At 64.1% G+C, this 25,106-nt stretch carries 25 protein-coding genes; 13 read left to right on the forward strand and 12 right to left on the reverse strand.

All coding sequences use genetic code 11. The features are described 5' to 3' along the window. Positions 1 to 190 precede the first annotated feature (190 nt). From NKH54_RS03010 to choV, 3 genes are all read left to right on the forward strand, one after another. Positions 191 to 1,126, forward strand: coding sequence for a choline ABC transporter substrate-binding protein (locus NKH54_RS03010; RefSeq protein WP_023686157.1), 936 nt, complete (start codon positions 191 to 193; stop codon positions 1,124 to 1,126). A 136-nt stretch (positions 1,127 to 1,262) separates the two neighbouring features. Next, positions 1,263 to 2,117 carry a choline ABC transporter permease subunit gene (choW, locus tag NKH54_RS03015; protein WP_023669995.1) on the forward strand — a complete coding sequence of 285 codons (855 nt, stop codon included), beginning with the start codon at positions 1,263 to 1,265 and terminating at the stop codon, positions 2,115 to 2,117. Continuing rightward, the gene (gene choV / locus NKH54_RS03020; protein WP_023669996.1) at positions 2,114 to 3,295 is read left to right on the forward strand and encodes a choline ABC transporter ATP-binding protein; all 1,182 of its coding nucleotides are present in this window, start codon (positions 2,114 to 2,116) and stop codon (positions 3,293 to 3,295) included. Before choW ends, choV begins: the two co-directional genes overlap by 4 nt. Positions 3,296 to 3,392: 97 nt before the next feature. Here the strand turns inward: choV and NKH54_RS03025 are convergent, their stop codons facing one another. Then, entirely contained in the window at positions 3,393 to 5,423 is a 2,031-nt protein-coding gene (locus NKH54_RS03025) for a transcriptional regulator (protein ID WP_353027696.1), read from the reverse strand. A gap of 202 nt (positions 5,424 to 5,625) precedes the next feature. On the opposite strand from NKH54_RS03025, the gene NKH54_RS03030 reads away from it, so the two are divergent. After that, positions 5,626 to 6,711: a PLP-dependent cysteine synthase family protein gene (locus NKH54_RS03030; protein ID WP_353027697.1), complete on the forward strand. Its 1,086-nt coding sequence runs from the start codon at positions 5,626 to 5,628 to the stop codon at positions 6,709 to 6,711. Between the two features lie 19 nt (positions 6,712 to 6,730). After that, positions 6,731 to 8,206: a pyridoxal phosphate-dependent decarboxylase family protein gene (locus tag NKH54_RS03035; RefSeq protein WP_023701549.1), complete on the forward strand. Its 1,476-nt coding sequence runs from the start codon at positions 6,731 to 6,733 to the stop codon at positions 8,204 to 8,206. A gap of 18 nt (positions 8,207 to 8,224) precedes the next feature. On the opposite strand, the gene NKH54_RS03040 is transcribed toward NKH54_RS03035, so the two are convergent. The 3 genes from NKH54_RS03040 to NKH54_RS03050 all read right to left on the reverse strand — a co-directional run bounded on the left by NKH54_RS03040 (position 8,225) and on the right by NKH54_RS03050 (position 10,845). After that, positions 8,225 to 8,629 (reverse strand): YciI family protein, encoded by a 405-nt coding sequence (locus NKH54_RS03040; protein WP_023691602.1) that lies wholly within the window; start codon positions 8,627 to 8,629, stop codon positions 8,225 to 8,227. 93 nt (positions 8,630 to 8,722) lie between these two features. Beyond that, entirely contained in the window at positions 8,723 to 10,132 is a 1,410-nt protein-coding gene (locus NKH54_RS03045) for an ATP-binding protein (RefSeq protein WP_023683676.1), read from the reverse strand. Next, positions 10,129 to 10,845, reverse strand: coding sequence for a response regulator (locus NKH54_RS03050; protein WP_023670002.1), 717 nt, complete (start codon positions 10,843 to 10,845; stop codon positions 10,129 to 10,131). Before NKH54_RS03050 ends, NKH54_RS03045 begins: the two co-directional genes overlap by 4 nt. Positions 10,846 to 11,103: 258 nt before the next feature. Between NKH54_RS03050 and NKH54_RS03055 the strand changes: the two genes are divergently transcribed. From NKH54_RS03055 to clpS, 4 genes are all read left to right on the forward strand, one after another. Beyond that, a complete protein-coding gene (locus tag NKH54_RS03055; protein WP_023683677.1) occupies positions 11,104 to 11,406 on the forward strand; it encodes a hypothetical protein in 303 nt (100 codons plus the stop codon). Positions 11,407 to 11,445: 39 nt separating this feature from the next. Next, positions 11,446 to 11,676, forward strand: coding sequence for a hypothetical protein (locus NKH54_RS03060; RefSeq protein ID WP_023670004.1), 231 nt, complete (start codon positions 11,446 to 11,448; stop codon positions 11,674 to 11,676). A gap of 155 nt (positions 11,677 to 11,831) precedes the next feature. Further along, the gene (locus NKH54_RS03065) at positions 11,832 to 12,179 is read left to right on the forward strand and encodes a hypothetical protein (RefSeq protein WP_023713954.1); all 348 of its coding nucleotides are present in this window, start codon (positions 11,832 to 11,834) and stop codon (positions 12,177 to 12,179) included. 133 nt (positions 12,180 to 12,312) lie between these two features. Then, positions 12,313 to 12,618, forward strand: coding sequence for an ATP-dependent Clp protease adapter ClpS (gene clpS / locus NKH54_RS03070; protein WP_023670006.1), 306 nt, complete (start codon positions 12,313 to 12,315; stop codon positions 12,616 to 12,618). Between the two features lie 44 nt (positions 12,619 to 12,662). Here clpS and NKH54_RS03075 read toward each other — a convergent pair whose 3' ends face one another. Genes NKH54_RS03075 through NKH54_RS03090 form a run of 4 tightly spaced genes read right to left on the reverse strand, consistent with a single transcriptional unit; the run spans position 12,663 to position 19,492 of the window. After that, positions 12,663 to 14,747, reverse strand: a complete 2,085-nt coding sequence (locus NKH54_RS03075) for a membrane protein (protein WP_023741056.1) — start codon at positions 14,745 to 14,747, stop codon at positions 12,663 to 12,665. Positions 14,748 to 14,751: 4 nt separating this feature from the next. Further along, positions 14,752 to 17,577, reverse strand: a complete 2,826-nt coding sequence (locus tag NKH54_RS03080) for a DUF4159 domain-containing protein (RefSeq protein WP_353027698.1) — start codon at positions 17,575 to 17,577, stop codon at positions 14,752 to 14,754. Further along, entirely contained in the window at positions 17,574 to 18,488 is a 915-nt protein-coding gene (locus NKH54_RS03085) for a DUF58 domain-containing protein (protein ID WP_023695816.1), read from the reverse strand. Before NKH54_RS03085 ends, NKH54_RS03080 begins: the two co-directional genes overlap by 4 nt. After that, complete coding sequence (locus NKH54_RS03090) at positions 18,488 to 19,492, reverse strand: AAA family ATPase (protein WP_352534318.1); 1,005 nt, start codon at positions 19,490 to 19,492, stop codon at positions 18,488 to 18,490. The genes NKH54_RS03085 and NKH54_RS03090 overlap by 1 nt, the downstream gene beginning before the upstream one ends. A 144-nt stretch (positions 19,493 to 19,636) precedes the next feature. On the opposite strand from NKH54_RS03090, the gene NKH54_RS03095 reads away from it, so the two are divergent. Genes NKH54_RS03095 through NKH54_RS03105 form a run of 3 tightly spaced genes read left to right on the forward strand, consistent with a single transcriptional unit; the run spans position 19,637 to position 22,166 of the window. After that, a complete protein-coding gene (locus tag NKH54_RS03095; RefSeq protein WP_023670010.1) occupies positions 19,637 to 20,266 on the forward strand; it encodes a DUF1285 domain-containing protein in 630 nt (209 codons plus the stop codon). Beyond that, positions 20,266 to 20,898: a CoA pyrophosphatase gene (locus NKH54_RS03100; RefSeq protein ID WP_023724971.1), complete on the forward strand. Its 633-nt coding sequence runs from the start codon at positions 20,266 to 20,268 to the stop codon at positions 20,896 to 20,898. The genes NKH54_RS03095 and NKH54_RS03100 overlap by 1 nt, the downstream gene beginning before the upstream one ends. Then, positions 20,895 to 22,166: a CCA tRNA nucleotidyltransferase gene (locus tag NKH54_RS03105; protein WP_353027700.1), complete on the forward strand. Its 1,272-nt coding sequence runs from the start codon at positions 20,895 to 20,897 to the stop codon at positions 22,164 to 22,166. Before NKH54_RS03100 ends, NKH54_RS03105 begins: the two co-directional genes overlap by 4 nt. Positions 22,167 to 22,172: 6 nt before the next feature. On the opposite strand, the gene NKH54_RS03110 is transcribed toward NKH54_RS03105, so the two are convergent. The 3 genes from NKH54_RS03110 to hemF all read right to left on the reverse strand — a co-directional run bounded on the left by NKH54_RS03110 (position 22,173) and on the right by hemF (position 24,005). Then, positions 22,173 to 22,358 carry a DUF1059 domain-containing protein gene (locus NKH54_RS03110; protein ID WP_023670013.1) on the reverse strand — a complete coding sequence of 62 codons (186 nt, stop codon included), beginning with the start codon at positions 22,356 to 22,358 and terminating at the stop codon, positions 22,173 to 22,175. A 233-nt stretch (positions 22,359 to 22,591) separates the two neighbouring features. Then, complete coding sequence (locus NKH54_RS03115) at positions 22,592 to 22,852, reverse strand: DUF1344 domain-containing protein (RefSeq protein ID WP_352789604.1); 261 nt, start codon at positions 22,850 to 22,852, stop codon at positions 22,592 to 22,594. A gap of 238 nt (positions 22,853 to 23,090) precedes the next feature. Continuing rightward, positions 23,091 to 24,005 carry an oxygen-dependent coproporphyrinogen oxidase gene (hemF, locus tag NKH54_RS03120; RefSeq protein WP_353027701.1) on the reverse strand — a complete coding sequence of 305 codons (915 nt, stop codon included), beginning with the start codon at positions 24,003 to 24,005 and terminating at the stop codon, positions 23,091 to 23,093. A 275-nt stretch (positions 24,006 to 24,280) separates the two neighbouring features. Here hemF and NKH54_RS03125 point away from each other — a divergent pair, with 275 nt between their 5' ends. Then, positions 24,281 to 24,538, forward strand: a complete 258-nt coding sequence (locus NKH54_RS03125) for a hypothetical protein (protein ID WP_023683688.1) — start codon at positions 24,281 to 24,283, stop codon at positions 24,536 to 24,538. On the opposite strand, the gene soxR is transcribed toward NKH54_RS03125, so the two are convergent. After that, positions 24,535 to 24,981, reverse strand: coding sequence for a redox-sensitive transcriptional activator SoxR (soxR, locus tag NKH54_RS03130; protein WP_353027702.1), 447 nt, complete (start codon positions 24,979 to 24,981; stop codon positions 24,535 to 24,537). The genes NKH54_RS03125 and soxR overlap by 4 nt on opposite strands. Between the last annotated feature and the right edge of the window lie 125 nt (positions 24,982 to 25,106).

The following is a 25,106-nucleotide window of genomic DNA, read 5'->3' on the forward strand; positions in this document are numbered from 1 at the left end:
TGCATTTCATGGGAAAAGCCATCTGCAATCGAAAAAGCGGCGGGCGTGTCGCTGTTTGGCCAGTCCGCGCCGTTGATCGTGATTGTCTTAGCGCTTGAAACCACACCAGAATGGTGTTTGGCTGACGAAACAAGGCGGGCAGAGAAACCGTAACTACGCTTCGCCAAAGAATCACAATGGGAGACTGCCAATGTCGCGTATGAACACCTTCGTCGCCGGCCTCGGCCTGGCGACTTTTCTGTCCACGAGCGCTGCACTTGCCGGCGATCCGGAGAGCTGCAAGGCGGTGCGCCTTTCCGATGTCGGCTGGACCGACATCCAGGCAACCACCGGCGTCGCTTCGGTGCTGCTCACCGCGCTCGGCTACGAGCCGCAGACGATCCAGCTATCGGTACCGGTGACCATGGCGTCGCTGAAAAACAAGGATCTCGACGTCTTCCTCGGCAACTGGATGCCGTCGATGACCAACGACATCAAGGACTACACCGCCGATGGTTCGGTCGAGACGATCGGCACCAACCTGACCGGCGCCGGCTACGGCATCGTCGTACCGACCTATGTCGCGGAGGCCGGCGTCAAGTCGCTGACCGACATCGGCAAGTTCAAGGACAAGTTCAACGGCAAGATTTACGGCATCGAGGCGGGCAATGACGGCAACCGCATCATCCTCGACATGATCAAGAACCCGAAGGACAATCTCGAAGGCTTCGAGCTGGTCGAGTCCTCGGAAGCCGGCATGCTGACGCAGGCCGAGCAGTCGATCAAGAACAATGAGTGGATCGCCTTCCTCGGCTGGACGCCGCATCCGGTGATGGGCGCCATGAAGCTCACCTATCTCGACGGCATGGGCGACAGCGGCTTCGGCGCCGCCACCGTCTACACCAATGTGCGCAAGGGCTACACCACCGAATGCCCGAATGCCGGCAAGTTCATCGCCAACCTGAAGTTCAACCTGGACATGGAAGGCGAGATGATGGACGCGATCCTGAAGGGCGGCGACGCCAACACGGTCGCAGCCGACTGGCTGAAGAAGCACCCTGACGCGGTTGCGCCGTGGATTGCCGGCGTCACCACCTTCGATGGCGGCGATGCGGCAGCGGCGGTCAAGACCGCGCTCGGAAGCTGAGCCGACTAATTCGGCAAAGCCAAACCAGGAAGGGCAGCCAATCTAGAAAAGGCTGCCCTTTTTCATATCCTGTGAGAAGATGACCTAATGAGAGCGGAGGCCGGAAGCAGGCGGTCTCTCGCATGAGAGGGGCGATATGGATCCGATTTCGAAATTCATGGTCGATCACAAGATACCGATCGGCGCCTGGGGAAAGGCGTTCTTCGGTTTCCTCACCGACAATTTCGACACCGTGTTCAGAGCCTTCTCGAATGGCCTCAATTTCCTGCTCGACGGGCTGGTTGGCATCCTTTTGATGGTGCCGCCGGTGCTGCTGGCGCTGATCATCGCCATCATCGCCTGGCTGCTGCAGCGCTCGCGCCCGCTGGCCATAGGCGTCTTTCTCGGCCTGATCTTCATCATCAACCAGAACCTCTGGAAGCAGACGGTGCAGACGCTGGTGCTGGTCGTGGCCGCCGCCGCCATGGCGATGGCCATCGGCGTGCCGCTCGGCATCTGGGCCGCGCACAAGCCGAAGGTCTACCGCATCATGCTGCCGGTGCTCGACCTGATGCAGACGCTGCCGACCTTCGTCTACCTGATCCCGGTCCTGACCCTGTTCGGTCTCGGCAACGCGCCCGGCCTCATCGTCACCATCATCTTTGTCATCCCGACCGCGGTCCGGCTCACCCATCTCGGCGTCGTCTCGGTGCCGAAGTCGATCATCGAGGCCGGCGAGGCGTTTGGCGCCACCAAGCAGCAGCTGCTGTGGAAGGTCGAATTGCCCTCAGCGCTGCCGACCATCATGGCCGGGCTGACGCAATCGATCATGCTGTCGCTGTCGATGGTGGTGTTTGCAGCACTCATCGGCGCCGGCGGCCTCGGCACTGAAATCAACCGCGCGCTCGGCTCGCGCCGCATCGATCTCGGGCTCGAGGCGGGCCTGGCGATTGTCGTACTCGCCATCGTGCTCGACCGGATGACGCGTATCGGCGTTGGAGGCAAGAAATGACCGTCGCCGTTGACTTCAAGAATGTCGATATCGTCTTCGGGTCCGACCAGGCCGGTTCGCTGGCGCTGATCGACGGCGGCGCCACGCGCGCCGAAATCCTCGAAAAGACCGGCAATGTGCTGGGTTGCGCTGGCGCCAGCCTGACCGTGCATGAGGGCGAAATCTCGGTGCTGATGGGCCTGTCCGGCTCGGGCAAGTCGACGCTGCTGCGGGCGGTCAACCGGCTCAACGTGGTGTCGCGCGGCCAGGTGCTGGTCAAGGACGGCGACAATATCGTCGATGTCGTGACCTGCGATCAGGCGACGCTGCGGCGGCTGCGCCAGAAGCAGGTGGCGATGGTGTTCCAGCAGTTCGGCCTGCTGCCTTGGCGTACGGTGGAGGAGAATGTCGGCCTCGGCCTCGAACTCGCCGGCGTGCCGGAGCAAGAGCGCAAGGAGCGCGTGCAACGCCAGCTGAAACTGGTCAATCTCGACCAGTGGTCGAAGAAATACGCGCATGAGCTGTCCGGCGGCATGCAGCAGCGCGTCGGCCTGGCCCGTGCCTTCGCCACCGAGGCGCCGATCCTGCTGATGGACGAGCCGTTCTCTGCGCTCGATCCGCTGATCCGCACCAAGCTGCAGGACGAATTGCTGCAGCTGCAGGCGGAGCTGAAGAAGACCATCATCTTCGTCAGCCATGATCTGGAAGAGGCGCTGAAGATCGGCACCCACATCACCATCATGGAGGGCGGTCGCATCGTGCAGACCGGGGCGCCGGAAGACATCGTGCTCAAGCCCGCCAATGACTATGTCCGCGACTTCATCGCCAATGTGAATCCGTTGTCGGTGCTGACCGCCTGGAACGTCATGCGCGACAGCCGCGACCTCGAGCACGGCGATAATGGCTGGGTGTGGCTCGACCGGCGCAAGACGACGCGCTTTAAGATCGACGAGCACGGGCTGGTGGCGGCGGCGGAACGCGACGGCAAACCGGCGGTATGGGTTTCATGCGCCGATGTCGAGGCGCAGCCGGAGGAGACGGCGCAAGTGTTCTGGGCCAATCCCGGGACCTCGCTGAAGACGGTGATGCTGGCCATGCACCGCTCGCAGACGGCGCCCGTGGCCCTGTTCGACGATCAGTCGCGCTTTGTCGGCGCGATCGGCATACGCGACGTGCTGAGCGCGGTGTTGCGGCGCTAGATCATGATGAGATTTGGTTGAAATCTCATCATGATCTAACCCTTTGTTGGAGCATGATCTTTTCCAAAAACCGGTACCCACTTTTTGGGATCATGCTCTAAGCCAGACCGATGCGCGTGGCGCCGAGCTTGAACAGGGCTGTGGCATCCCCGTCGAAGCGGAAGGTGTGGATGAAGTCGTCCGCACGGTAGCCCGGAAGCGTCTTGCGGATGGCGGCGGCGAAAGTTTTCGCCTCGTCCAGTCGCCCCGCCAGCGCCAGGCAGTGAGCGGCGATCGACAGGATGATGACATGGGCGTTGGGGCGGGCAGCCGCTTTCAGCGCCCATTCGGCTGCCTCGTCGAACTGGCCGAGGCGGACATGCGCCATGGCGCGTGCGCCCAGCATGCCGAACAGCATCGGGTCGAACGGCGACAGATGGCGCGAATGATCCGACGACCCGATCGCCGCTTGCGGGTCGCCCGACTGCGAATGCACGAACGACAGCGCATAGTGGCCAAGCGCGAAGTTCGGGCTGAGGTCGACGGCTCTTTGCAGTTCTAGCACGGACGCATCACCCTCGCCGCGCAGCCACAGCGCCCGGCCCATCGCCCAGTGCGCGGCGGGATTATGATCGTCGACCAAAACGCTCTGGCCGGCCGCCTCAAAGGCAAGCGCGCTGTCCTGGTCGCGGTCGCCCCAGCGCTGGAAGGCGCTCTGCCAATGGGTGAAGGACAGGCCGGCATAGGCGCGGGTAAAGGTCGGATCCTGCTGCAGTGCGATGCCGAAGAAATGCCTGGCCTGCTCGTTTTCGCTGCGGGTGAAGCGATACATATGCCAGAGTCCTCGATGGTAGGCCTCCCAGGCATTGAGCGAATTGGGCGCCTTCAGCATGGCGCGGTTGCGCTCGACCATCTCTATCTCGGATGAGATAGAGGCCACGATGCTGTTGCCGATATCGTCGAGGACAATGAAGATGTCCTCGGCCTTGCGCTCGAAGGTCTCGGCCCAGACGATCCTGGCCGTGCGAACCTCGGCAAGCTCGACAGTGACGATCAGGCGACCCGTCGCGCTGCGCACCGTGCCGGTGGCGACATAGTCGACATTCAGCCTTCGGCCGGCATCTTCCGGCGCGATGTTCCTTTCCGCCAGGGCAAAGACCGAGCCCCGGGCGATGACAAAGAAGTCCCTGAGCTTGGCGAGGCGGGTAATGATGTCGTGGGTCAAGCCATCGGCCAGCCCGCCACGAACGCCGCTACCGGCGTCTTCGGCAAATGGCATCACGGCCAGCGAAGCCTTGTGCGGCGTCGCGGCTTCTAAACCGGCAAGCATGACTGACGCCTGGTTCGGCCCGGGCGGAGCTGCCGGTTGTGCCGGCAAAATCGCGCAGGGCCGTTCGCTGCGGATGGACAGCCATGCCTCGCGCACCGGGCCGAAATCCAGCTCTTCCGACTGGAACAACTGCGCCGCAGCGGCAAGATGGTCTTCGCAGGCGCCGAACTGGCCGCGCCGCGCCAGCCTCACCAGGAGTGCGACATGGGCGCTGCTGTCGAACGGGGTCAGTTCCAGCCATTTTTCGAGATGGGCGGAGACGGCTTCGGAATCGGCCGGCAGCGTCTTGACCAAATGTTCCAGTATAGCCGCGTGGCAGGAACCGAGACGGCGGCGCTGCGCGGTCAGCCAGCTGTTGAAGAGAGGGCTGCGGTCGATCTCCAGCCCTTCGAGGAAGTCGCCGACGAACAGGCCGGAGAGCGACTGCAGTCGCATCGGCTCAAGCGTTTCGATGCCTGCGGCAGCCGCCGCCGCGACATCCAGCACGTCGACTGAGATGCCGTCGAGATCGAGCGCGATCGTATCGCCCGATGTTTCGATTCTGCAGCGGCCCGGTTCGTCGAGCGCGGCCCGCAGCTTGCTCAGGCACCAGCGCAGCTCACCCCTGGGATCATTTGGAACATCCCACAGCAACTCGCAGAGCTTGCCACGTCCGACCGGATGGGGCGCCAGCGCCAGATAGGCCAGCAGCGCGCGCAGCTTGCGCGATGCCGGCAAGACCACCGGGACGCCGTCGCGCGCAATTGTCGGCGGCCCAAACAGGCGCACGACAACACCTTGATGGCTGCTCGCCAGGCTCGATTCCACGCCAGATACCACGCCTGCTCCCACGCTGACCTGCCGGCCCCTGCTTTACCACCGAGCACGACAAAGTGCACCCGGCTCGCAAAATTTGTGCGCCGAATGTGGTGTTTACCACACTGCCGCACGTCAAGGACCTGTAGTGCGGCAAGGTGTCGAAATCTCGCCGCCCAAACCGCCGGTGTGTAACCGGCCCGTGAGCAAGAACCAGGAGTCTACCATGTTGCATCAGCAGAAAATCAGAACCACGGCCGGCCGCGGCCGCCTGTTCGACAGCATTCTCGACACCATCGGCGACACGCCAGTCATCCGCGTCAATAATCTCGGACCGGCGCACGCCACCATCTACGTCAAGGCCGAGTTCTTCAATCCGGCTGCGTCGGTGAAGGACCGGCTGGCGCTCAACATCATCGAGGAAGGTGAACGCACCGGCGCGCTCAAGCCGGGACAGACCATCGTCGAGGCGACCAGCGGCAACACGGGCATCGGTCTTGCCATGGTCTGTGCGCAGAAGGGCTACAAGCTGGTGGTGACGATGGCCGACAGTTTCTCGGTCGAGCGCCGCAAGCTGATGCGGATGCTGGGCGCCAAGGTGGTGCTGACGCCGCGCGCCGAGAAAGGCTTCGGCATGTACAAGAAGGCGGTGGAACTGGCCGAAGCCAATGGCTGGTTCCTGGCCCGCCAGTTCGAGACCAAGGCCAACGCCGACATCCATGAAGCAACCACGGGACGCGAGATCGTCAACGATTTCGCCGGCTCGCGGCTCGACTATTTCGTCACCGGCTACGGCACCGGCGGCACCGTCGCCGGCGTGGCGCGGGTGCTGCGCCGCGAGCGGCCTGAGACCCGGATCGTGCTCACCGAACCGGCCAACGCGCAGCTTGTCGGCAGCGGCAAGCCGCAGATGCGTGGCGCCGGCGGAGCGCCGGCCGCCAGCCATCCGTCCTTCGAACCGCACCCGATCCAGGGCTGGACGCCGGATTTCATCCCGCACGTCCTGCAGGAGGCCATCGATGGCAACTTCTATGACGAGGTGATGCCGATCGCCGGGCCGGAGGGCATGAAATGGGCCAAGGCGCTGGCGCAGCAGGAAGGCATCTTCACCGGCATTTCCGGCGGTTCGGCTTTTGCCGTGGCGCGCCAGATCGCCGGCACGGCACCGGCCGGATCGGTGATCCTGTGCATGCTTCCCGATACCGGTGAACGCTACATGACCACGCCTTTGTTCGACGGCATCGAGGCCGAGATGAATGCGGAAGAGCTTGCTCTCTCGCGCTCGACGCCCGGTTGCCAGTTCCCGGCATGATGACGCGGGAGCAAATTGCATGGACGCGATGCCTGGACACTCGGCTACCAGTGCCGAGGAAACGCTTGACCCCTCGGACTGGGCCGATGTGCAAAGCCTGTCGCATCGGATCGTTGACGATGCCGTCGCTTACCTGCGCGATGTCAGGCAACGGCCGGTGTGGCAGGAGATGCCTGGAGATGTGAGGGATTTCTTCACCGCCTCGCTGCCGCAATCGCCGACCCCGCTTGCCGACATCTATGGCGATGTCGTGGACAAGGTGATGCCCTATCCGATGGGCAACATCCATCCGCGCTTCTGGTCCTGGTATATGGGGTCGAGCAATTTTACCGGCGCGATCGGCGATTTCCTGGCGGCAATCCAGGGCTCCAATCTCGGCGGCGGCAACCATGCCGCCGCCCTGATGGACGGCCAGGTGGTCGACTGGTGCAAGCAGATGATGGGCATGCCGGCTTCGGCCAGCGGTACGCTGGTCAGCGGCGGCTCGATGGCCAACATCATCGGGCTCACCGTGGCGCGCAACACCAAGGCCGGCATCGACGTGCGCGAGCACGGCGTTGGAGCAATCGAAAAGCCTTTGCGTTTCTATGGCTCGGACCAGGTCCATTCCTGTCACCGCAAGGGGATGGAAGCGCTCGGTCTCGGCAACAAGGCGCTGCGCCGCATTGCCAGCGACGCCGGCCTGCGCATCGACATTGAAGGTTTGAGGACTGCGATATCGGAAGATCGCGCGGCCGGGTTCAAGCCGGCCTGCATCATCGGCAACGCCGGCACTGTCAACACCGGCGCCATCGACGATCTGCAGGCGCTGGCCAAGCTGGCGCATGAGGAGGACCTCTGGTTCCATGTCGACGGCTGCATCGGCGCGCTGATCGCGATCGCGCCTGAGAATGCACATCGCGTCGCCGGCATCGAATGGGCCGATTCCATCGCGCTCGATCCGCACAAATGGCTGCATGCGCCGTTCGAGGCAGGCTGCGCGTTGGTCAGGGATGCCTCGGCGCATCGCAAGACCTTCGCGGTGACGCCGGAATATCTGGAATCGACACCGCGCGGGTTGGCCTCCGGCCAATGGCTGCACGACTATGGCCTGCAGACGACACGTGGCTTCAAGGCACTCAAAGTGTGGATGGCGTTGCGAGAACACGGCGTCGAAAAATTCGGCCGCCTGATCGACCAGAACATTGCGCAGGGGCAGTATCTCTCAGGGCTGATCGCGGCCGAACCAGCGCTCGAACTGACGGCGCCGACCAGCATCAACATCGTCTGCTTCCGCTATCGCGCGGATGGTCTCGATGGCGAGCGCGCGAAAGCGCTCAACACCGAGATCATGCTGAGGCTGCAGGAAGACGGAACCGCCGCCATTTCCGATACCACGGTGCAAGGCCGGCATTGCCTCAGGGTGGCGATCAACAACCACCGGACCCGGCGCGAGGATCTCGACCTTCTCGTCGCCGAAACGGTCCGCCTGGTCAACGAGATCGCTTCTGCCTGACCGGCCATGGGGTAGTTCTCAGCCGCTGGCGGCCTCCTTTAAATCGCCCTCCGTAGCGGGAAACGTCACGCCGGGAAGGTAAAATGTGATCGGCCGGATTTCGTAGACTGCCGAGGGATTCACGCGGCGCAAGTCGCGCGCAGCCGCAATCGCCGCCTCCTGCGTGGCGCAGTCGAGGACATAAAGACCCAGCAATTGTTCCTTGGTCTCGGCAAACGGCCCGTCGATGACGATGCCTTCGCCCGGACCGCGCAGCGTCACGGCGTCGGCGGTCGCGCCCAGTCTTGCCGCCGGCCCGAGCTTGCCTTCGCGGGTCAGCCTGGCGTTGACTTCGAGCAGGTCGTGCATCAGCGCCGCATCCTGCTGCGGCGTCAGGGACTGGATGGTCTGTTCGACGTGATAGGCCAGGATGGCGTAAAACATGCGGCGATCTCCTCCTGTTCGAGCGGCTGCACTATTGCAAGGTTGGGTTGGCTGATCCACCCCCGGTGCCCATCGAGACGCTAGTCTGCTGCCTCATGCCGCCAGCGGCAGGCTGAGCTCCGTCAGCAGGCCGCCGCGGGGACGGTTGGACAGGTTGACATCGCCGCCGGCGGCACGCGCAATGTTGCGGGCAATGGTCAGGCCGAGGCCGAGACCGCCGGTCTGGCGGTTGCGCGATTGCTCCAGCCGCACGAAGGAACCGAACACCTGGTCGAGCTGCGCCTGCGGTATGCCCGGCCCCTCGTCGCGGATGACCAGCGTGACCGTGCCGTCCGACTGCCGCAGGCTGACATGGGCTTTCTTGCCGTAGGTCACGGCATTCTGGACCAGATTGTTGACGCAGCGCTTCAGCGCCACCGGTCGCGCGATGCAGATCATGCCACGCGGCCTGGCGCCGTCATGGTCGAACGTGACGTCCTCGAAACTGTCGGCGATCGATTCCACCAGCGACCAGAAATCGATCCGCTCGCTCTTCTCCTCGGTGACTTCGAAGGTGGCGAAGTCGATGACGGAGCTGGCGATGCTCTCGATGTCGGCGAGGTCGTGGGCGAGCGCCTCGCGCGCCGTCGATCTGCGCAACAGTTCGAGGCGCAGCCGCATGCGGGTCAGCGGCGTGCGCAGATCGTGGGCGAGCGCGGCGGCCAGATGTTCGCGGTCCTCGACATAGTCGCGCAGCCGGACCTGCATGGCGTTGACGGCTTTGGCCGCGGCGCGGATTTCGCGGCTGCCGGTCTCGGCGATCGGCGGGCTCTTCAGATCCGTGCCGATCCGGTTGACCGCCGTTTCCATCATCCGATAGGGCGCCGTCAGCCGGCGCAGCGACCAGATCGACATGATCACCACCAGGGCCGCGATCAGCGAATAGAGCGGCAGGCTGTCGAAGCTCAATATCGGTCCGACCGGCGTGTTGGGCTCGGTGAAATTCAGCCATTGGCCGTCGGCGAAGCGGACAGATGCCGTCAGCTTGTCGCTCTGGGCGAAGCTGGCCGCCAGCGATAACAGGTCGCGCTCCACCGCGCCGACATCCTTGGTCACGGCCACACCGCCAGGCGCGTTGGCTGCCTGGGTTGCCGGATCGCGCCGGACGCGGGCGTCGGTGATGCCGAATTTCGACAGCCGCCCGACCAGAATGTCCTCGAGTTCGGCCAGTTCGTCGTCGCCGGCGATCGACGAGGTGACCGCGGGCGTGTCCGAAACGGTGAGCGCATAGGTGGCGTTGAACAGACCGGAGGCCGTCAGCTTGCGCTGCTCCGGCGTGTCGTCATGCATCAGCTGCACCAGCGAATAGGCGCGGTCGTTAAGTCGGTAGAGATCGACCTCGTCATTGGCGACGGCGCGATCGCGCGAGACGATATAGAGCGTAGCGACCTGGCTGATCAGCAGGCCGGCAATGACGATGAGCAAAACCCAGACCGGCAGGGTTTGCGGCAAGAAACGTCTCATTCGGAGGTGGTCTCGGGCAGGAACTGGTAGCCGCCGCTGCGCACGGTCAGGATCAGTTTCGGCGTCTTGGGGTCGTCTTCCATCTTGCGCCTGAGGCGGCTGACCAGGATGTCGATGCTGCGATCGAAGGAATAGTCGCTGTCGCCGCCGGAAAGCTCGATGAGCTGGTCACGGGTGAGCACTCGCTGCGCGCTTTTGACGAAGGTCTGCAACAGGTTGAACTCCGCCATCGTCAGCTCGACCCTGACGTCGCCCGGCGCCATCAGCCGGCGGCGCGAGCAGTCCATCGTCCAGCCGGCGAAATGATAGATCTGCTTGGTGGTGGCGCGCTTCGGCTCAGCAGCACCATTGCGCCTCAAAACGGCGCGGATGCGGGCCAGCAGCTCGCGCGGATCGAAGGGTTTGGGCACATAATCGTCGGCGCCCATTTCCAGGCCGACGACGCGGTCGGTGGTCTCGGTCACCGCCGTCAGCATGATGATCGGCGTCGAGTAGCTGGCGCGCAGGTCGCGGCAGAGCTCCAGCCCGCTCTTTCCTGGCAGCATCACATCAAGCACGATCAGGTCTACCTGCGTGCGGCGCAGTATGTCTTCCATCTCGACGCCGTCGGCGGCAACCGTGGTGCGCAGGCCGCGCTTCTGGAAGAATTCCTGAAGCAGGTCGCGAATGCCCTTGTCGTCGTCGACGATCAGTATGTGCGCATCGGATTTCACGGCGATCCTGTCATTGCTGGCGGCCGGTCGGCGGCTGCCTTCTGAGTCTGCTTCTGTGGCGTCACCCACACGATAGAATTCTGGCCACATGTTGGCCAGCGGCGATGATCGCCCGCAAAGCCGATTTGCCAGAAACAATTCAGAAACAAAATTCTATAGTCCGGAAAAACTCCCGAAAAAAATCAAGGGCATAAAGGGTGCCGTGGCGGTCAGGACATCGGCTGCGACGCGAAGTCTCCGGAGTAACGGACATCACCAATGCACAGGTTCACGATCAGCTTGATGGGTGCGCTGCTCAGCATTCCGCTCGTCACAGCCGCGGTCGGAGCCACAACCGCAAAGGTGACGCCGATCACAAGGAGCGAGCGCTGCATCGATCTCAATCGCCAGGTAGACGAAGCCCTTGAAACCCATGCCGCGGCAACGCAGGTCACCGCGGCGAAAGCACTGCAAAGAAAGGGAAACCGGTTCTGCGCCAACAAGAAACAGGCACAGGGTATCCGGATGCTCGCGAACGCTTTGAAGCTGCTTGGAGTGACACCGATCGACCCGGTTCAGTGACACTCGAAACTCGACCCGCACAAAGAAGGAAATGAAGCCATGAAAAAGTCCATCCTCTCCGCCACCGGTCTCGCCGTCGCTCTCGCTTTCGCAATGCCGGCTCTGGGCAATGCCGCTGCCACCACGACCGCTGCTCCGGCTGCTTCCACGACCACCGCTCCGGCGACCACGACCGCCAAGCCCCCGGTGAAGAAGGTCGTCGCCAAGAAGCCCGTCAAGAAGCACAAGAAGGCGAAGAAGGTCGTCAAGACGGACGCCCCGAAGGCCTGATCCAGACAGCCAACAGGCTTGTCTGTAACAAGGCCGCTCCAGCACCCCCCCGGCTGGAGCGGCCTTGTCGTGTGAGTGCATGATTACCCGTTGATGGGTGCCGGCCACCCAGGACTTTAACCCGTTTGCAATGCCGGTCCGGTAGGATAGCCCGCATGAAGAAGCGGCTTTCATCCATTCTGCGCTCGATGGCCATCGGCGGCCTTGTGGCCTCGGCAATGGTCAGGGTGCTGATCCAGTTCACCGCCAGCCCGGTGCCCGATCCGGTGAGCGGGCGCACAGAGCCGTCGCTGTTTGCACCGGCAATCTCCAGCAGCTGGCAATACATCACACCATGGCAAAGCCTGCTGCTTACCGTGATCACCGGCGCGGCGCTGGCCTGCTTCTTCGGCTGGCTCGCGGTCGCCTGGGTCGAATACAAGGCGGCCGGATCAAGGCCGGATGCGGCATCCAGCGCACGGCAATTCCAGGCTCGTCGCGTCGCCAATCGCCAGGGCCGTTGAACCGCAGCATACACTTCCTAAATTTGTGAACGGCAGCACTTCCGGGAAGCCGGTTTGGCGCGCCGATCAAAATGGACGACGGCTTTCCCCCATGACAAAGTGAGAGCGACCCCTCGCGCGATACCGGTTCCCGATGCCTGAAATCAGTTCCAAACCCCGCACCAAGACCAAGCCGCGGACCGAGCGGCCGAAGCTCTACAAGGTCATCCTCATCAATGACGATTTTACGCCGCGCGAATTCGTGGTGACGGTGCTGAAGGGCGAGTTCAAGCTCAGCGAAGACCAGGCTAACCGGGTGATGATCACCGCGCACCGGCTCGGCGTTTGCGTCGTTGCCGTCTTCACCAGGGATGTCGCCGAGACCAAGGCGACACGGGCCGTCGACGCGGCCAAGGCCAAGGGGTACCCGCTGCTGTTTACGACGGAGCCGGAGGAGTAGGTTGAGCGTCTTTCTCCCCGTATAGTGACGGGGAGAAGGGATCCTTACCTTCCCTCTCTGTACCACATCGCGCCCATGGCCAGCAGCAGCAGGCAAAGGCCGAGGAAGCCGCCGAACAGGGGTACGCGCGAGACGGCTTTGAGCACGCTGTCGTCGGTGCTGCGCAGGCCGATCCAGTCTGCGCCCGAGGCCGCACCGGAGGCGCGGACCGGGACGATGGAGGGCAGGGTGACGCTGCCGGTGAGCTGGCCAAGGGTGGAGGAGGCCGCCAGCCGGCGCACGCTGCCGCCGGTGGCCTCAGTCGGAGCCTTCAACCGGTCCTCGGTAGAGACGACGTCGGAGAATTCCGGCGCGTTGACCGGGCCGACATGGGCGAGTGCGGTCAGGTCACCATTGCCGATCTGGTAGAGGCCGATCTCCTTGGTCTCGATGCTGCCCAGGAAAACGCCGGGTTCGGACTTCTCCAGCTTGATGATCAGCGCCTTGCCCGAAGGGGTGATCACCTGCGCCGGGCCGGGATCGTCGCTCATCGTCTGGCGGCGGATTTCCAGCATCATGCCGCGGCCGTCGGCGGTCAGCCGCTCTTCCTCGAGTTCAGGTTCCTTCATCAGCCAGTGGGCGATGCGGCGGTAAAGCTGGACATGCGGCCCGCCACCCTCGAAGCCGCGCGCCCATAGCCAGCCCTGATCGGACAGAAGCATGCCGACGCGGCCTTCGCCCTTATGATCGAGCAGAAGCAGCGGGCGGTTGTCGGCGCCCTTCATCACCACTTCGCCTTCGGGGTTCTGCACGCCGATGGTGCGGAACCAGCGGCTCCAGCGCGGCGGCTCGGTCGCCGAGCCGTCGAGGCCGCGCGTCACCGGATGGCGCTGGCCGAGATCGGTGAGGCGCGGATAGAAGGCCTTGTCGATCACTTCGCCGGTCGGCATTGCCGGCAGCGACGACATTAGCGGGGTGCGGGCGATCGAGGAGTCGCCGGCATATTCCGGCCCGGCGGCGATCAGCAGCGCGCCGCCCTTTTCGACGTATTCGGAGATGTAGTCGTAATAGAGGATCGGCAGCACGTCGCGGTGCTGGTAGCGGTCGAAGATGATGAGATCGAAATCCTTGATCTTCTCGACGAACAACTCGCGGGTCGGGAAGGCGATCAGCGACAGTTCGTTGATCGGCGTGCCGTCCTGCTTTTCCGGCGGCCGCAGAATGGTGAAATGGACGAGATCGACCGAGGCGTCGGATTTCAGCAGATTGCGCCACGTGCGCTCGCCGGCATGCGGTTCGCCGGAAACCAAAAGCACGCGCAAGTTCTCGCGGATGCCGTCGATCAGCGCGATGGCGCGGTTGTTGGCGTCGGTCAGTTCGCCCGGCTCGCGGTCAATAGAGAGTTCGACGATGTTGCGGCCGGCGCCGGGGATGGTCACCTGCAACGGCATCGCCTGGCCGATGGTCGCTTCTTCGACCGCGACCTGCTCTCCATTGACCGAGACGCGGACATCGACCGGGCCGGTTTCGCCGTCGGTGGCGATGACGCGGTAGGTCATGTCGAGCGGCTTGCCGACGAGGCCGAAGCGTGGCGCGTTCTCGAAGCGGATGCGGCGGTCCTTCTCGTGCTCGTTGCCGGTGATCAGCGCGTGCAGCGGCGCATTGAAGTCGGGGGCGGCCGGTGCGTCATGCACCTCGCCATCGGTGATCATGATGGCGCCACCGATGCGCGAGGGCGGCACGTCGCGGAAAGCGCCTTCAAGCGCTGCAAAAAGCTTGGTCTCGGTGCGCTCGTCGGCGGCTTCCGACTTGCCGGCCTCGACGACGCGGACGTCGAACTGCTTGAAGCGGCCAAGGCGCTGCTGCAAACCGGCAAGCGCTTCGTCGGTCTGTTTGGTCCGGTCGCCGATATCCTGGCTCTGGCTGCGGTCGACGATGACGGCAACGACGCTCTTCAGCGCCTCGCGCTCCTCATCGAGGAAGACCGGATTGAGGAGTGCTGCGCCCAGCGCAATCAGCGCCGCGAAGCGGAAGATCGCGCCGCGCTGGCGAAACCACAAGCCGACAGCCGCCAGCACCAGCAGCGGTGCGAGCACCAAAGCCAGCAAGGGCCAGGACAGCAGCGGTTCGAAGGAAATCGACCAGTTCATAGGCTTACTGCCCCAGCCGTTCGAGCAGGATCGGCACGTGCACCTGGTCGGATTTGTAGTTGCCGGTCAGCATGTACATCATGATGTTGACGCCGGCGCGCAGCGCATAGATGCGCTGCATCGGATCCGATGGCACGGTCGGCAAAAGCGGGTCACCATTCTCGTCGACGGCCCAGGCGCCGGCAAAATCATTGGCGGTGATCAGGATCGGCGAGACGCCGTCGCCGACGCGTACCGGCCGATTCTCGGCATTGCTGGCCTCGAGCGAGGCTTCCACCCAGAGCGGGCTGCCGGAGAAGCGGCCGGGAAATTCGGGCAGGATGAAGAAGGATTTGGTCAGCACATGGTCGGCGGGCACCGGCTCCAGCGGCGGCACGTTGAGATTGCCGAGAATGTCGCGCAACCGTTCCGTCGCCGGGCTCGCCGAATCCGCACCGATGCCGTTGGCGAACTGGTCGCGCGTGTCGAACAGCACCGTGCCGCCCTGCTGCATATAGGCGTCGATGCGGGCGATCGCGGCTTGACTCGGCATCGGCGCGGAGGGATCGATCGGCCAGTAGATCAGCGGATAGAAGGAAAGCTCGTCCTTCGAGATATCGACGCCCGCCGGCGCGCCCGGCTCGAGCGCGGTCTTCTCGATCAGGAAGCGGGTCAAGCCTTCGAGCCCTGCGCGGCTGATCGAATCGTCACCGGGCACACCGGTCAGCACATAGGCGATGCGGGTCTTGGCAATGTCCTCGATAGCGGCGGCATCGCCGGGCTTGGCGTCGTCGGCGCGGGCGAGGTCGGCATGGCCAAACAGCATGCCGAGGCCAAGCAGCAGCACAGCCGTCGTTGCCGCGGCCGATCGGGCGCGGCGCGGTCGGCGCGACATCAGCCCGCCCATCCAGAACACCGCCAGCGTGTCGAGCAGCATAAGCACAAGTGCCGCTGTGACCAGCGATCCCTTGAGGTCGCGCGATTCATCGAAAGCGTACTGGATATTGGTCACCGGCACTGTGAATTGCGGGCGCACCAGCGGCGCGAAGGCGGTGGCCGGGTCGAGCAGATTGTGGGCGAAAACGCCGGTTTCCGAGCCATAGAGGCCGGGCGGGTTCTCGAACGTCACCGGCAGCGAGCCGGCGCCAGGGACCAGCGGTCGTGCGTCCGGCGTCGGCGGCACCAAAGTGCCGTCGGCGGCTATCATGCGATAAGGCGCCAGCGACGTAGCAGCGGCTTCGGCGTTGGCAACCGCCGCACCCTGGTTGCGCGACAGCTGCACGATGCGCCGCAGCATCTCGACGAAGCTGCCGGAGATCGGCAGCGTCGACCATGTCGCTTCCGGGGTGATATGGAACAGCACCAGCGTGCCCTTGCCCTTCTTCAACCCGGTCACCAGCGGGGTGCCATCGGCAAGGGTTGCCCAGGTGCGCTCGACGATGTCCGGCGTCGGTTCGGCCAACACCTGCCGGCTCACCGTGACCTCGGCCGGCGGTGCGAGGTCGGCGAACGGGCCGTTCTTCGGGAATTCGGTCACCGCTTGCGGCGTCGTCCATGACAGCGCGCCGCCAAGCGAGCGCTCGCCGGTGCGCAGCCTGACCGGCAGAAGGTCGTCGTCATTGCCGGCGGCGGCCAGCCGCGAACCGGCGAAGCGCACCAGCGTGCCGCCATTGTCGACCCAGTCGACCAGCCGCTGATGGACCTGCGGCGGAATGGTACCGATATCGGCCATGACGATCATCGCCGGCTTCTGGTCGAGAAGCTGCGGGATGGCGTCGGCGAGATCGACGCTCGACGGTTCGACCAGATCGGCGAAAGGCTGCAGCGCGCGCCTGATGTAATAGAGCGGCGACAGAAGCGGCTGCGCCTGGTCGGCCTCGGCCTGCGATAAAAGTCCGACGCGGCGGCGCTTGGAGCTTTCGTCGAGCACGCGCACCGCACCTGCCTGGCGTTCGCCGTCGAGCGCGATCGAGGCGAAGTCGTTGCGCAGTTCGAACGGCACCGCCATCGTGCCGGTGGCAGTAGTCTCACCCGGCGCGAAGGTCAGCGTCGCGTCGGCGATGCGGCGGCCCTTATCGTCGAAGGCGCCGGCGGTGACTTGTGCCGGCGCCGGATCGCCGGGCGCGCGGATGGCGGTCAGGGCGAAGCCGTCGACCTGATTTTCGGCGCCAGTGAGCCCAGTCAGCGCCAGCCGGTCGGAATTGGCCCAGACGACACGGGCGGCGTTTTTCGACAGCAGTGTGTTGAAGGCGGCCTCGTCGCCCTTTGCCGCAAGACCGTCGGCGAGAACGGCAACGCTGGCGCCGGGCAAGGCTTCCAGCACGCCGGCGACGCGGGCATAGACAGCGGGTCGGTCGGTCGGGATCGGCCTCGGCTTGGCGGCGCGCAGCCGGTCGAGGGCAGCCGCCGCATCGAAGGGGCCGATCTCGGCGTTCGGCTTTTCGGCGGTGAAGGCGATGACGACCGGTACGCCGTTCGAACCGGCATCGGCGATCAGCCGCTGGGCGGTGGCGACGCGCTTGCCCCAGTCGGCGGCACTCGCCCAGTCATTGTCGATGACCAGCGCCAGGGCGGCGCCCTCGGCCGGCAATTTTTCGCGCGGATTGAAGACGGGTTCGGCCAAAGCGGCGACGACAAGGGCTGCCATCAGCAGCCGCAGCAGCGTCAGCCACCACGGGCTCTGCTGCGGCGTTTCCTCGCGCTTCAGCACGCGAGCGAGGATCTTCAGCGGCGGAAAGATTTCGGACTGCGGCTTGGGCGGCGTGAGCCTGAGCAGCCACCAGATCACCGGCAGCGCCAGCAGGCCCCACAACACGATGGGAGCGCCAAAGGAGAGCGGCAGCCAGCTCATGCGCCGGCCCTTCCCACGAATGCGCCATCGGCGGTCATCGCCATGTGGATGCGCACCAGCGCCTCGGAAGCGAGGCGATCGGTGTGGTTGACGGTGTAGCTCCAGCCGAGGCGCTTGCACCAGCTGGCCAGCTCCTGGCGGCGGGCGGTGTAGAGCAGGCGGTATTCGTCGCCGAGCATTTCGGCGCGGCCGGCGGTCAACTTGTCGCCGGTCTCGGGATCGGTGAATTCGGTGCGGCCGGCATAGGGAAAGGTCTCCTCCGCCGGATCGGCAACCTCGATCAGATGCGCACGCACGCCATGCCGCGCCAGCACATCGAGCCATTCCATGGTCTCCTCGACCGGGTCGAGGAAATCGCTCACGACGACGATGTCGCAGAAGCGGCGGATGGCGGACAGGTCAGGCTTTGCTGGCAGGTCCGCGGCGTGCATCAATTGCGCTGCGATGCGCTCGGCGCCGTTGCGGGCGGTGAACGGATCTGTCAGGCCGGGCCATGCGATGCGCTCGCCGCTCCGCGACAAAAGTTCGGCCATGGCCAGCGCCAGCACCAGCGCGCGCGATTCCTTGGAAACGCTGGCGCCAGTCGATTTGTAGAGCATGGAGGGCGAGGGGTCGGCCCAAAGCCACACCGTGTGGGCTGCTTCCCATTCGCGGTCGCGCACATAGGTGTGGTCGTCCCGGGCCGAACGGCGCCAGTCGATGCGCGAGGAATCGCCTTCGACATAGGGGCGGAACTGCCAGAAATTCTCGCCGATGCCGCGCTTGCGGCGGCCATGCCAGCCGGCAATTACCGTATTGACGATACGGCGCGCCTCGACCAGCAGGTCGGGCACCAGCGAAGCCCGCAACCGGCCCCTGGCGAGCGCGTCGCGCGTCGCTGCCGGTGCCTGGACTTCGCCGATACGCGCCATCAGATTCCTTTGGCCAGTTTCGCCACCACGTCACGCACGGTCGTGCCCTCGGCGCGCGCGGCAAAGGTCAGCGCCATGCGGTGCTGCAGCACTGGTTCGGCCAGCGCGCGGATATCGTCGACCGACGGCGCCAGCCGCCCGTCATAAAGCGCGCGCGCACGGGCGCACAGCGTCAGCGCCTGGCTGGCGCGCGGGCCGGGACCCCAGGCGACATGCTTGTCGGTCTCGGCATTGCCCTGGCCGGGACGCGCCGAACGCACCAGTTTGAGGATGGCGTCGACGACGCTTTCGGGCACCGGCATACGGCGGATCAGCGTCTGGATTTCCTTCAGCCGCGCCGGCTGCAGCACGTTTTGCGCCTTGGCGTCCTCGATGCCGGTGGTCTCCAGCAGAATGCGCCGCTCGGCCTCGATTTCGGGATAAAGGATGTCGACCTGCATCAGGAAGCGGTCGAGCTGCGCTTCGGGCAGGGGATAGGTGCCTTCCTGCTCCAGCGGGTTTTGCGTCGCCAGTACATGGAAGGGCGCGGGCAGGTCGTGGCGAATGCCGGCGATGGTGACGTGATATTCCTGCATCGCCTGCAGCAGCGCCGACTGGGTGCGCGGCGAGGCGCGGTTGATCTCGTCGGCCATCAGCAATTGCGCGAAGATCGGGCCGGAGATGAAGCGGAAGGAGCGCTTGCCGGCCTCGTCCTGTTCCATCACCTCTGAGCCGAGAATGTCCGACGGCATCAGGTCGGGTGTGAACTGGATGCGGCGCGAATCGAGGCCGAGCACGACACCGAGCGTTTCGACCAGCTTGGTCTTGGCAAGGCCGGGCACGCCGACCAGCAGCGCATGGCCGCCGGCAAGCAGCGCCACCAGCGTGCGCTCGACCACCACTTCCTGGCCGAAAATGACGCGGCCGACGCCGTCGCGCACCCTGGAAATATCGGCCAGCGCCGTCTCGGCCTGGGCGATCATGTCCTTTTCGCTGATTGGGCTTTCCTTGACCATTACGCTCATGCCGCATCGATCCTTGTGCTGGAAGTGCCGGCTTGCACTGTAGTGCCTTAGAATGCCGCGATTCGGCTTCGCCTGGCGCCTACGAATGAATTTAAATCACAGACTTAGGCTGACAAGCGGAACAACAGTGACTATTTCGTGACCATGACGGAACGCTCCGAACATCGCGAACACAGCCTTGCTGCCGCAACCGAGGCGCGCGGTCTCGAAGCGTTGATCTCGCGTGCGGCTCGCGCCGGCAAGGGCGCGGCGCCGGTGGAGCGCTGGAATCCCGACTTCTGCGGCGATCTCGACATGGAGATCAAACAGGACGGAACGTGGTTCTATCTCGGTACGCCGATCGGCCGCATGCCGCTGGTGCAGCTGTTTTCCAGCGTGCTGCGCAAGGACGAGGATGGCAGGACCTATCTGGTGACGCCGGTCGAACGGGTCGGCATCCGCGTCGTGGACGCGCCTTTCATCGCGGTTGAAATGGATGTTTCCGGCGCCGGCGCCGAGCAGACCATCACTTTCCGCACCAATGTCGGCGATGTCGTCGAGGCCGGGCCTGGCCATCCGCTGCGCTTCGTCGACGAGAACGAGACCGGCGGGCTAAAACCCTATGTGCTGGTGCGCGGGCGGCTGGAAGCGCTGGTGGCGCGGCCGGTGATGTACGAACTGGTCGAGCATGGCGAGGAGATCGATATCGGCGGCAAGACGATGTTTGCCGTGCGCTCGAAAGGCGAAATCTATCCGATCATGCCGGCGGAAAAACTGAAGCGGCTGAGCGCATGATGGATCAGGTGAGGCCGCCGCCGTTTTCCACAGCGGATTTTCGCGCGCGGGTCGCGGCGCAAGCTGAAGCCCATGCCGGCGACGATTATGGCGATCATCGCTTCAACCCCGGCCATCCACGGTTGACGCAGCTCAAAGCGCTGCGCGACGCCGCGGTGCTGATCCCGGTCGTCGATCATGGACGCGATGCGACCGTGCTTTTGACCAAGCGGGCGGAAAAACTGCGCAGCCATTCGGGGCAGGTGGCTTTTCCCGGCGGCACCATTGATCCCACCGATGCGACCCCGGAAGCAGCGGCCTTGCGCGAAACCTTCGAGGAGATCGGGCTCGGCCAGGACCGCATCGAGATCATCGGCCGCATGCCCGATTATGTCGCCGGCAGCGGCTATCGCATCGCGCCGGTGCTGGCGATCGTCGAGCCCGGTTTTACGCTGTCGCTCAATTCCGACGAGGTCGACGCCGCCTTCGAAGTGCCGCTTTCGTTCCTGATGGATCCGGCCAACCACACCAGGGACAGCCGCATGTGGAACGACCTGGAATGGTTCTTCTACGATATGCCCTATGGCGGCCAGCGCATCTGGGGCGTCACCGCCGGCATCATCCGCACGCTCTATGAAAGGCTCTATGCTTGAGTGATCCGATATCGCTGGCGGGCAGAGCCGACTGGCTGGGTGAAAAGCATCTGCAGCGGCTGCTTGCCGTGCTGGCGCAGGGCGGCGAGGAAGCCCGCATCGCGGGCGGCGCGGTGCGCAATGCGCTGATTGGGCAGCTGGTCGCCGATATCGACGTTGCTACCACTTGCCTGCCCGAGGAAACCGTTCGCCGCGCCGAGGCGGCGGGCTTCAAGGCGGTGCCGACCGGCATCGAGCACGGCACGATCACGGTGATTGCCGGCGGCGCGCCCTATGAGGTCACCACGCTGCGCGCCGACATCGAGACCGATGGCCGCCGCGCCAAAGTGTCGTTCGGCCGCGACTGGAAGGCCGACGCCGAACGGCGCGATTTCACCATCAACGCGCTCTATGCGGAGGCTGACGGGACGGTCGTGGACCTGGTCGGCGGCGTCGGCGATATCGAGGCACGAAGGCTGCGCTTCATTGGCGATGCCGAGCAGCGGATCGGCGAAGACTATCTGCGCATCCTGCGTTTCTTCCGCTTTTTCGCCTGGTATGGCGAGGGTCGGCCCGATGCCGAGGGATTGAAGGCCTGCGCCCGGCTCAAGGACGGTCTCGCCCATCTCTCGGCCGAACGCATCTGGTCCGAGCTGAAGAAGTTGTTATCGGCCCCAGATCCGTCGCGCGCCTTGCTGTGGATGCGCCAGGCCGGCGTGCTCACCAGCGCCCTGCCGGAAAGCGAGAAATGGGGCATCGATGCCATTCATGGGCTGACCAAGACAGAAAAGGATCTGGGCTGGGCGCCGGACCCGCTGCTCAGGCTGGAGGCGATCGTGCCGCCCGATGCGGAGAGGATGAAGACACTGGCCGAGCGGCTGAAACTTTCGACCACTGAGGCGGAGCGCCTGCGCCACTGGGCCCTGACGGCTGCCGTCGAGCCCAAGACAAGCGAAGCGGAACTGGCCAAGAAACTCTATTCCGGCGAGCGCCAGGGTTTTCTCGATCGGCTGCGGCTGTCGCTGGCGTCGGCGCGAGCGCGGGCTCTCGAGGACAATGACGCGCTGGTTCAGGCCGGCGGGTTTTCGCGCCTGCTCGCTTTTGCGCTGAAATGGGAAAAACCGGTGTTCCCAGTCAAGGGCGGCGATCTGACGGCGCTTGGCGCGTCGCCGGGGCCAATACTCGGTGCGATCCTGAAAAACCTGGAAAAGGAATGGATCGGGTCCGGCTTTGCGCTCGATCGCGACGCGCTGCTGGAGCGCGCCGCGGAAGCCCTGAAGGCCAGATAGGACTGCTCAGGCCGCGTCGCGAACTTTCTCGATGCGCGAGCGGATCGCCTCGATCATCGTCTCGCGAATGACCGTTTCGCCATGTGTCTCGCGCATATGGTCGACGGCGCGGCGCATGACCTCGGCTTCCTCACCGGCACGCGTGTGCCACTCACAGCCGGGAACCAGCGAGCCGCAATGGAATTCCTTCATGGGATTTTCTCCTTTTCCTCCTTGGAGCATGTGCCTCTCATGGGCACACGAAGCTCCGCCATCTCCTGTTCCGCGCCCTGTCACAGCAGTCGGTTTCGGGGGCGCGCACGGGGGAGCTAGCATAACACGGTTCGACCATTTTAGTTGCCGTGGGTGCGAAAAAGGCGGAGCAGCGCTGCTCCGCCCCCTCTTGTCAGGCTAAGCCAAGGCGAGACCGTTCGGTCTTGTCCCCATCACTTCACGATCTTGACGGACTCGGCAACCTTGTTCTTGCCGCTCATGTCCCAGGAAACGCGGACCTTTTCGCCGGCCTTCAAGCCTGGATCCTTGAAGGTCTGGGGCAGCGTGAAGGTGGATCCATCGTCCAGAACAAGGCTCATGGCCGTGCCATCATAGGTCTTGACCGTACCGGTGGTGTGCTTGACCGCGGCAAAGGCGACCGAACCGGAAGCGAGAAGGGCAGCGGCGGCTGCCGAAACAATGAGCTTTCGCATGTAATACTCCTGGAAATGCGGGCATCCGTTTGGAAAATGCTCCGCCTTGTTCAGGGCCGTCCGGTAGCGTCGTGTCGCGGTTCGGGACTGAACCGCCGGCGCTTCCCGGCCCGAAACGACAAATAGTCTTTTTATTTCAATTGCCTATTAGACGAAAAAGATAATGGCGATGCCACATTGGCCGCCCAGATTCGGCGAATGGGACGTCAATGCGGCTCACGTTGCGCTCACCGATAGTTTACGGCCACCTGACCTCCGGCGGCAGGCTGGACAGGATCGAGGCGACATTGCCCCCGGTCTTCAGGCCGAAAATGGTGCCGCGATCGTGAAGCAAGTTGAATTCTACGTAACGGCCGCGGCGAATGAGCTGCTCGTCGCGGTCGTCGTCGGTCCAGTTCTCGTTGAAATGGGCGCGAACCAGGTGGCCGTAGACGACAAGGAAAGAACGCCCGACATCCTGGACGAAGTTCAAATCGGCATTCCAGCCGCCTTTGTCCTCGCCCGAATGCAGCCAGTCGAAAAAGATGCCGCCGACGCCGCGCGGCTCGTGGCGGTGCGGCAGATAGAAATACTCGTCGCACCAGGCCTTGAACTTCGGGTGGTCGGCGACCGCGGCATTCTTCTCGCAGGCGAACTGCATGGCGCGGTGGAAGGCGATGGTATCGGGGTCGTCTTCGGTGCGATGGCGATCAAGCACCGGTGTCAGATCAGCGCCGCCGCCGAACCAGTGGCGCGACGTCACGACCATGCGGGTGTTCATGTGCACGGCCGGCACGTTGGGGTTCCAGGGATGCGCGATCAACGAAATGCCTGATGCCCAGAAGCTCGGGTCTTCCTCGGCGCCGGGCATCTGCTTCCTGAATTCGGGCGAGAATTCGCCATAGACGGTCGAAGTATGGACGCCGACCTTCTCGAAGACGCGGCCGCGCATCATCGACATGGCGCCGCCGCCGCCCTTGCCATGGTCTCGTTCCCACGGCGTCTTTTCGAAGCGGCCGGGCGACCATTCGGCCAGCGGACCGGTCAAGTCCTGCTCGATCTGCTCGAAGGTGGTGCAGATGCGCTCCCGCAGCGTCTCGAACCAGAGCCTGGCCTTCATTTTCTTCTGTTCGATGTCGGCTGGCAGGCCTGCCGGTATTTCTGGTCGTTCCAAAATGCTGTCTCCGGTCGCAGCCGACAAAGGACCTAGTGGAGTGAATTTGACATTTGCACACAGCGTGGCGCAGGGCACGGCGCAAATGTCAAATTCGAAAACTCCACCAGAAACATAAACTTGCTAGTGGTCCTTGTGATTCCAACGTTCGCAACGGCGACTGGGGATTAGGAAGGCGAATGTTGGAATCGGAGCACTAGCCTTTTCCGGGCGCGATCCCTAATCTCTTAGGGGCAAGGGTCAAGTGTCATCTGGTCCGGCCCAGGAGTTCTTTCATGCGCACGCCGGCAAGACCGCCGCTGCATGGCCTGAAGAAAAGGCTCGATCGTTCACGCGCCGAGCGCGAGCGCATGCCGCGTGACGGGTTTTTGCGGGAGACCTTTGTCTTGCCGCGCCCCGATGCGCGGCTCAAGGCCAAGGAATGGTTCGAGCGTTTTCCCAAGCAGGCCTACTGGACCGAGATCGAAAGCTGGTTCGAGCGGCCGGGCGACGTAATCGAATTCACCATACGGCGGCTGCCCGCGGCGGATTAGGATTCCACAAGCAGTCGCCTTGCGCCCGGCCCTTGCGCACTCAAGCGATCTTCCCTGTTTCGCAGCGGGCATTTGTCGATCGACATGCAGCCGCAGCCGATGCAGTCGGTAAGGCCGTCGCGCAGCTTCTTTAGCTGAGTGATCTTGCGATCGAGGTCGTCGCGCCAGCCGGTCGACAACAGCTTCCAGTCCTCGCGCGTCGGGGTACGGCCTTCTGGCAGCGATTCAAGTGCGGCGCCGATCTCGGCCAGCGAGATGCCGACCTCCTGGGCGATCCGGATGATCGCCACCCGCCGCAGCACGTCGCGGCCATAGCGCCGCTGGTTGCCCGACGTGCGGTGGCTGCGGATCAGCCCGCGCGCCTCGTAGAAATGCAGCGCCGACACCGCCACGCCGCTGCGCATGGCCAACTGGCCGACCGTCAATTCCTTTACCGGAGCCATCTCGATTTTCCGCTTGACCTCAACTTAAGTTGAGCTTGTAGCCAGGAAATGTCGATAGGGCAATTGAGGAGAAGGCGATGTGCGCCTGGGTGAGAATGATGCAAGACGCAAGGGCCGTTGGCGAT

The organism is Mesorhizobium sp. M1004 (assembly GCF_040318795.1).
GTDB lineage: Bacteria > Pseudomonadota > Alphaproteobacteria > Rhizobiales > Rhizobiaceae > Mesorhizobium.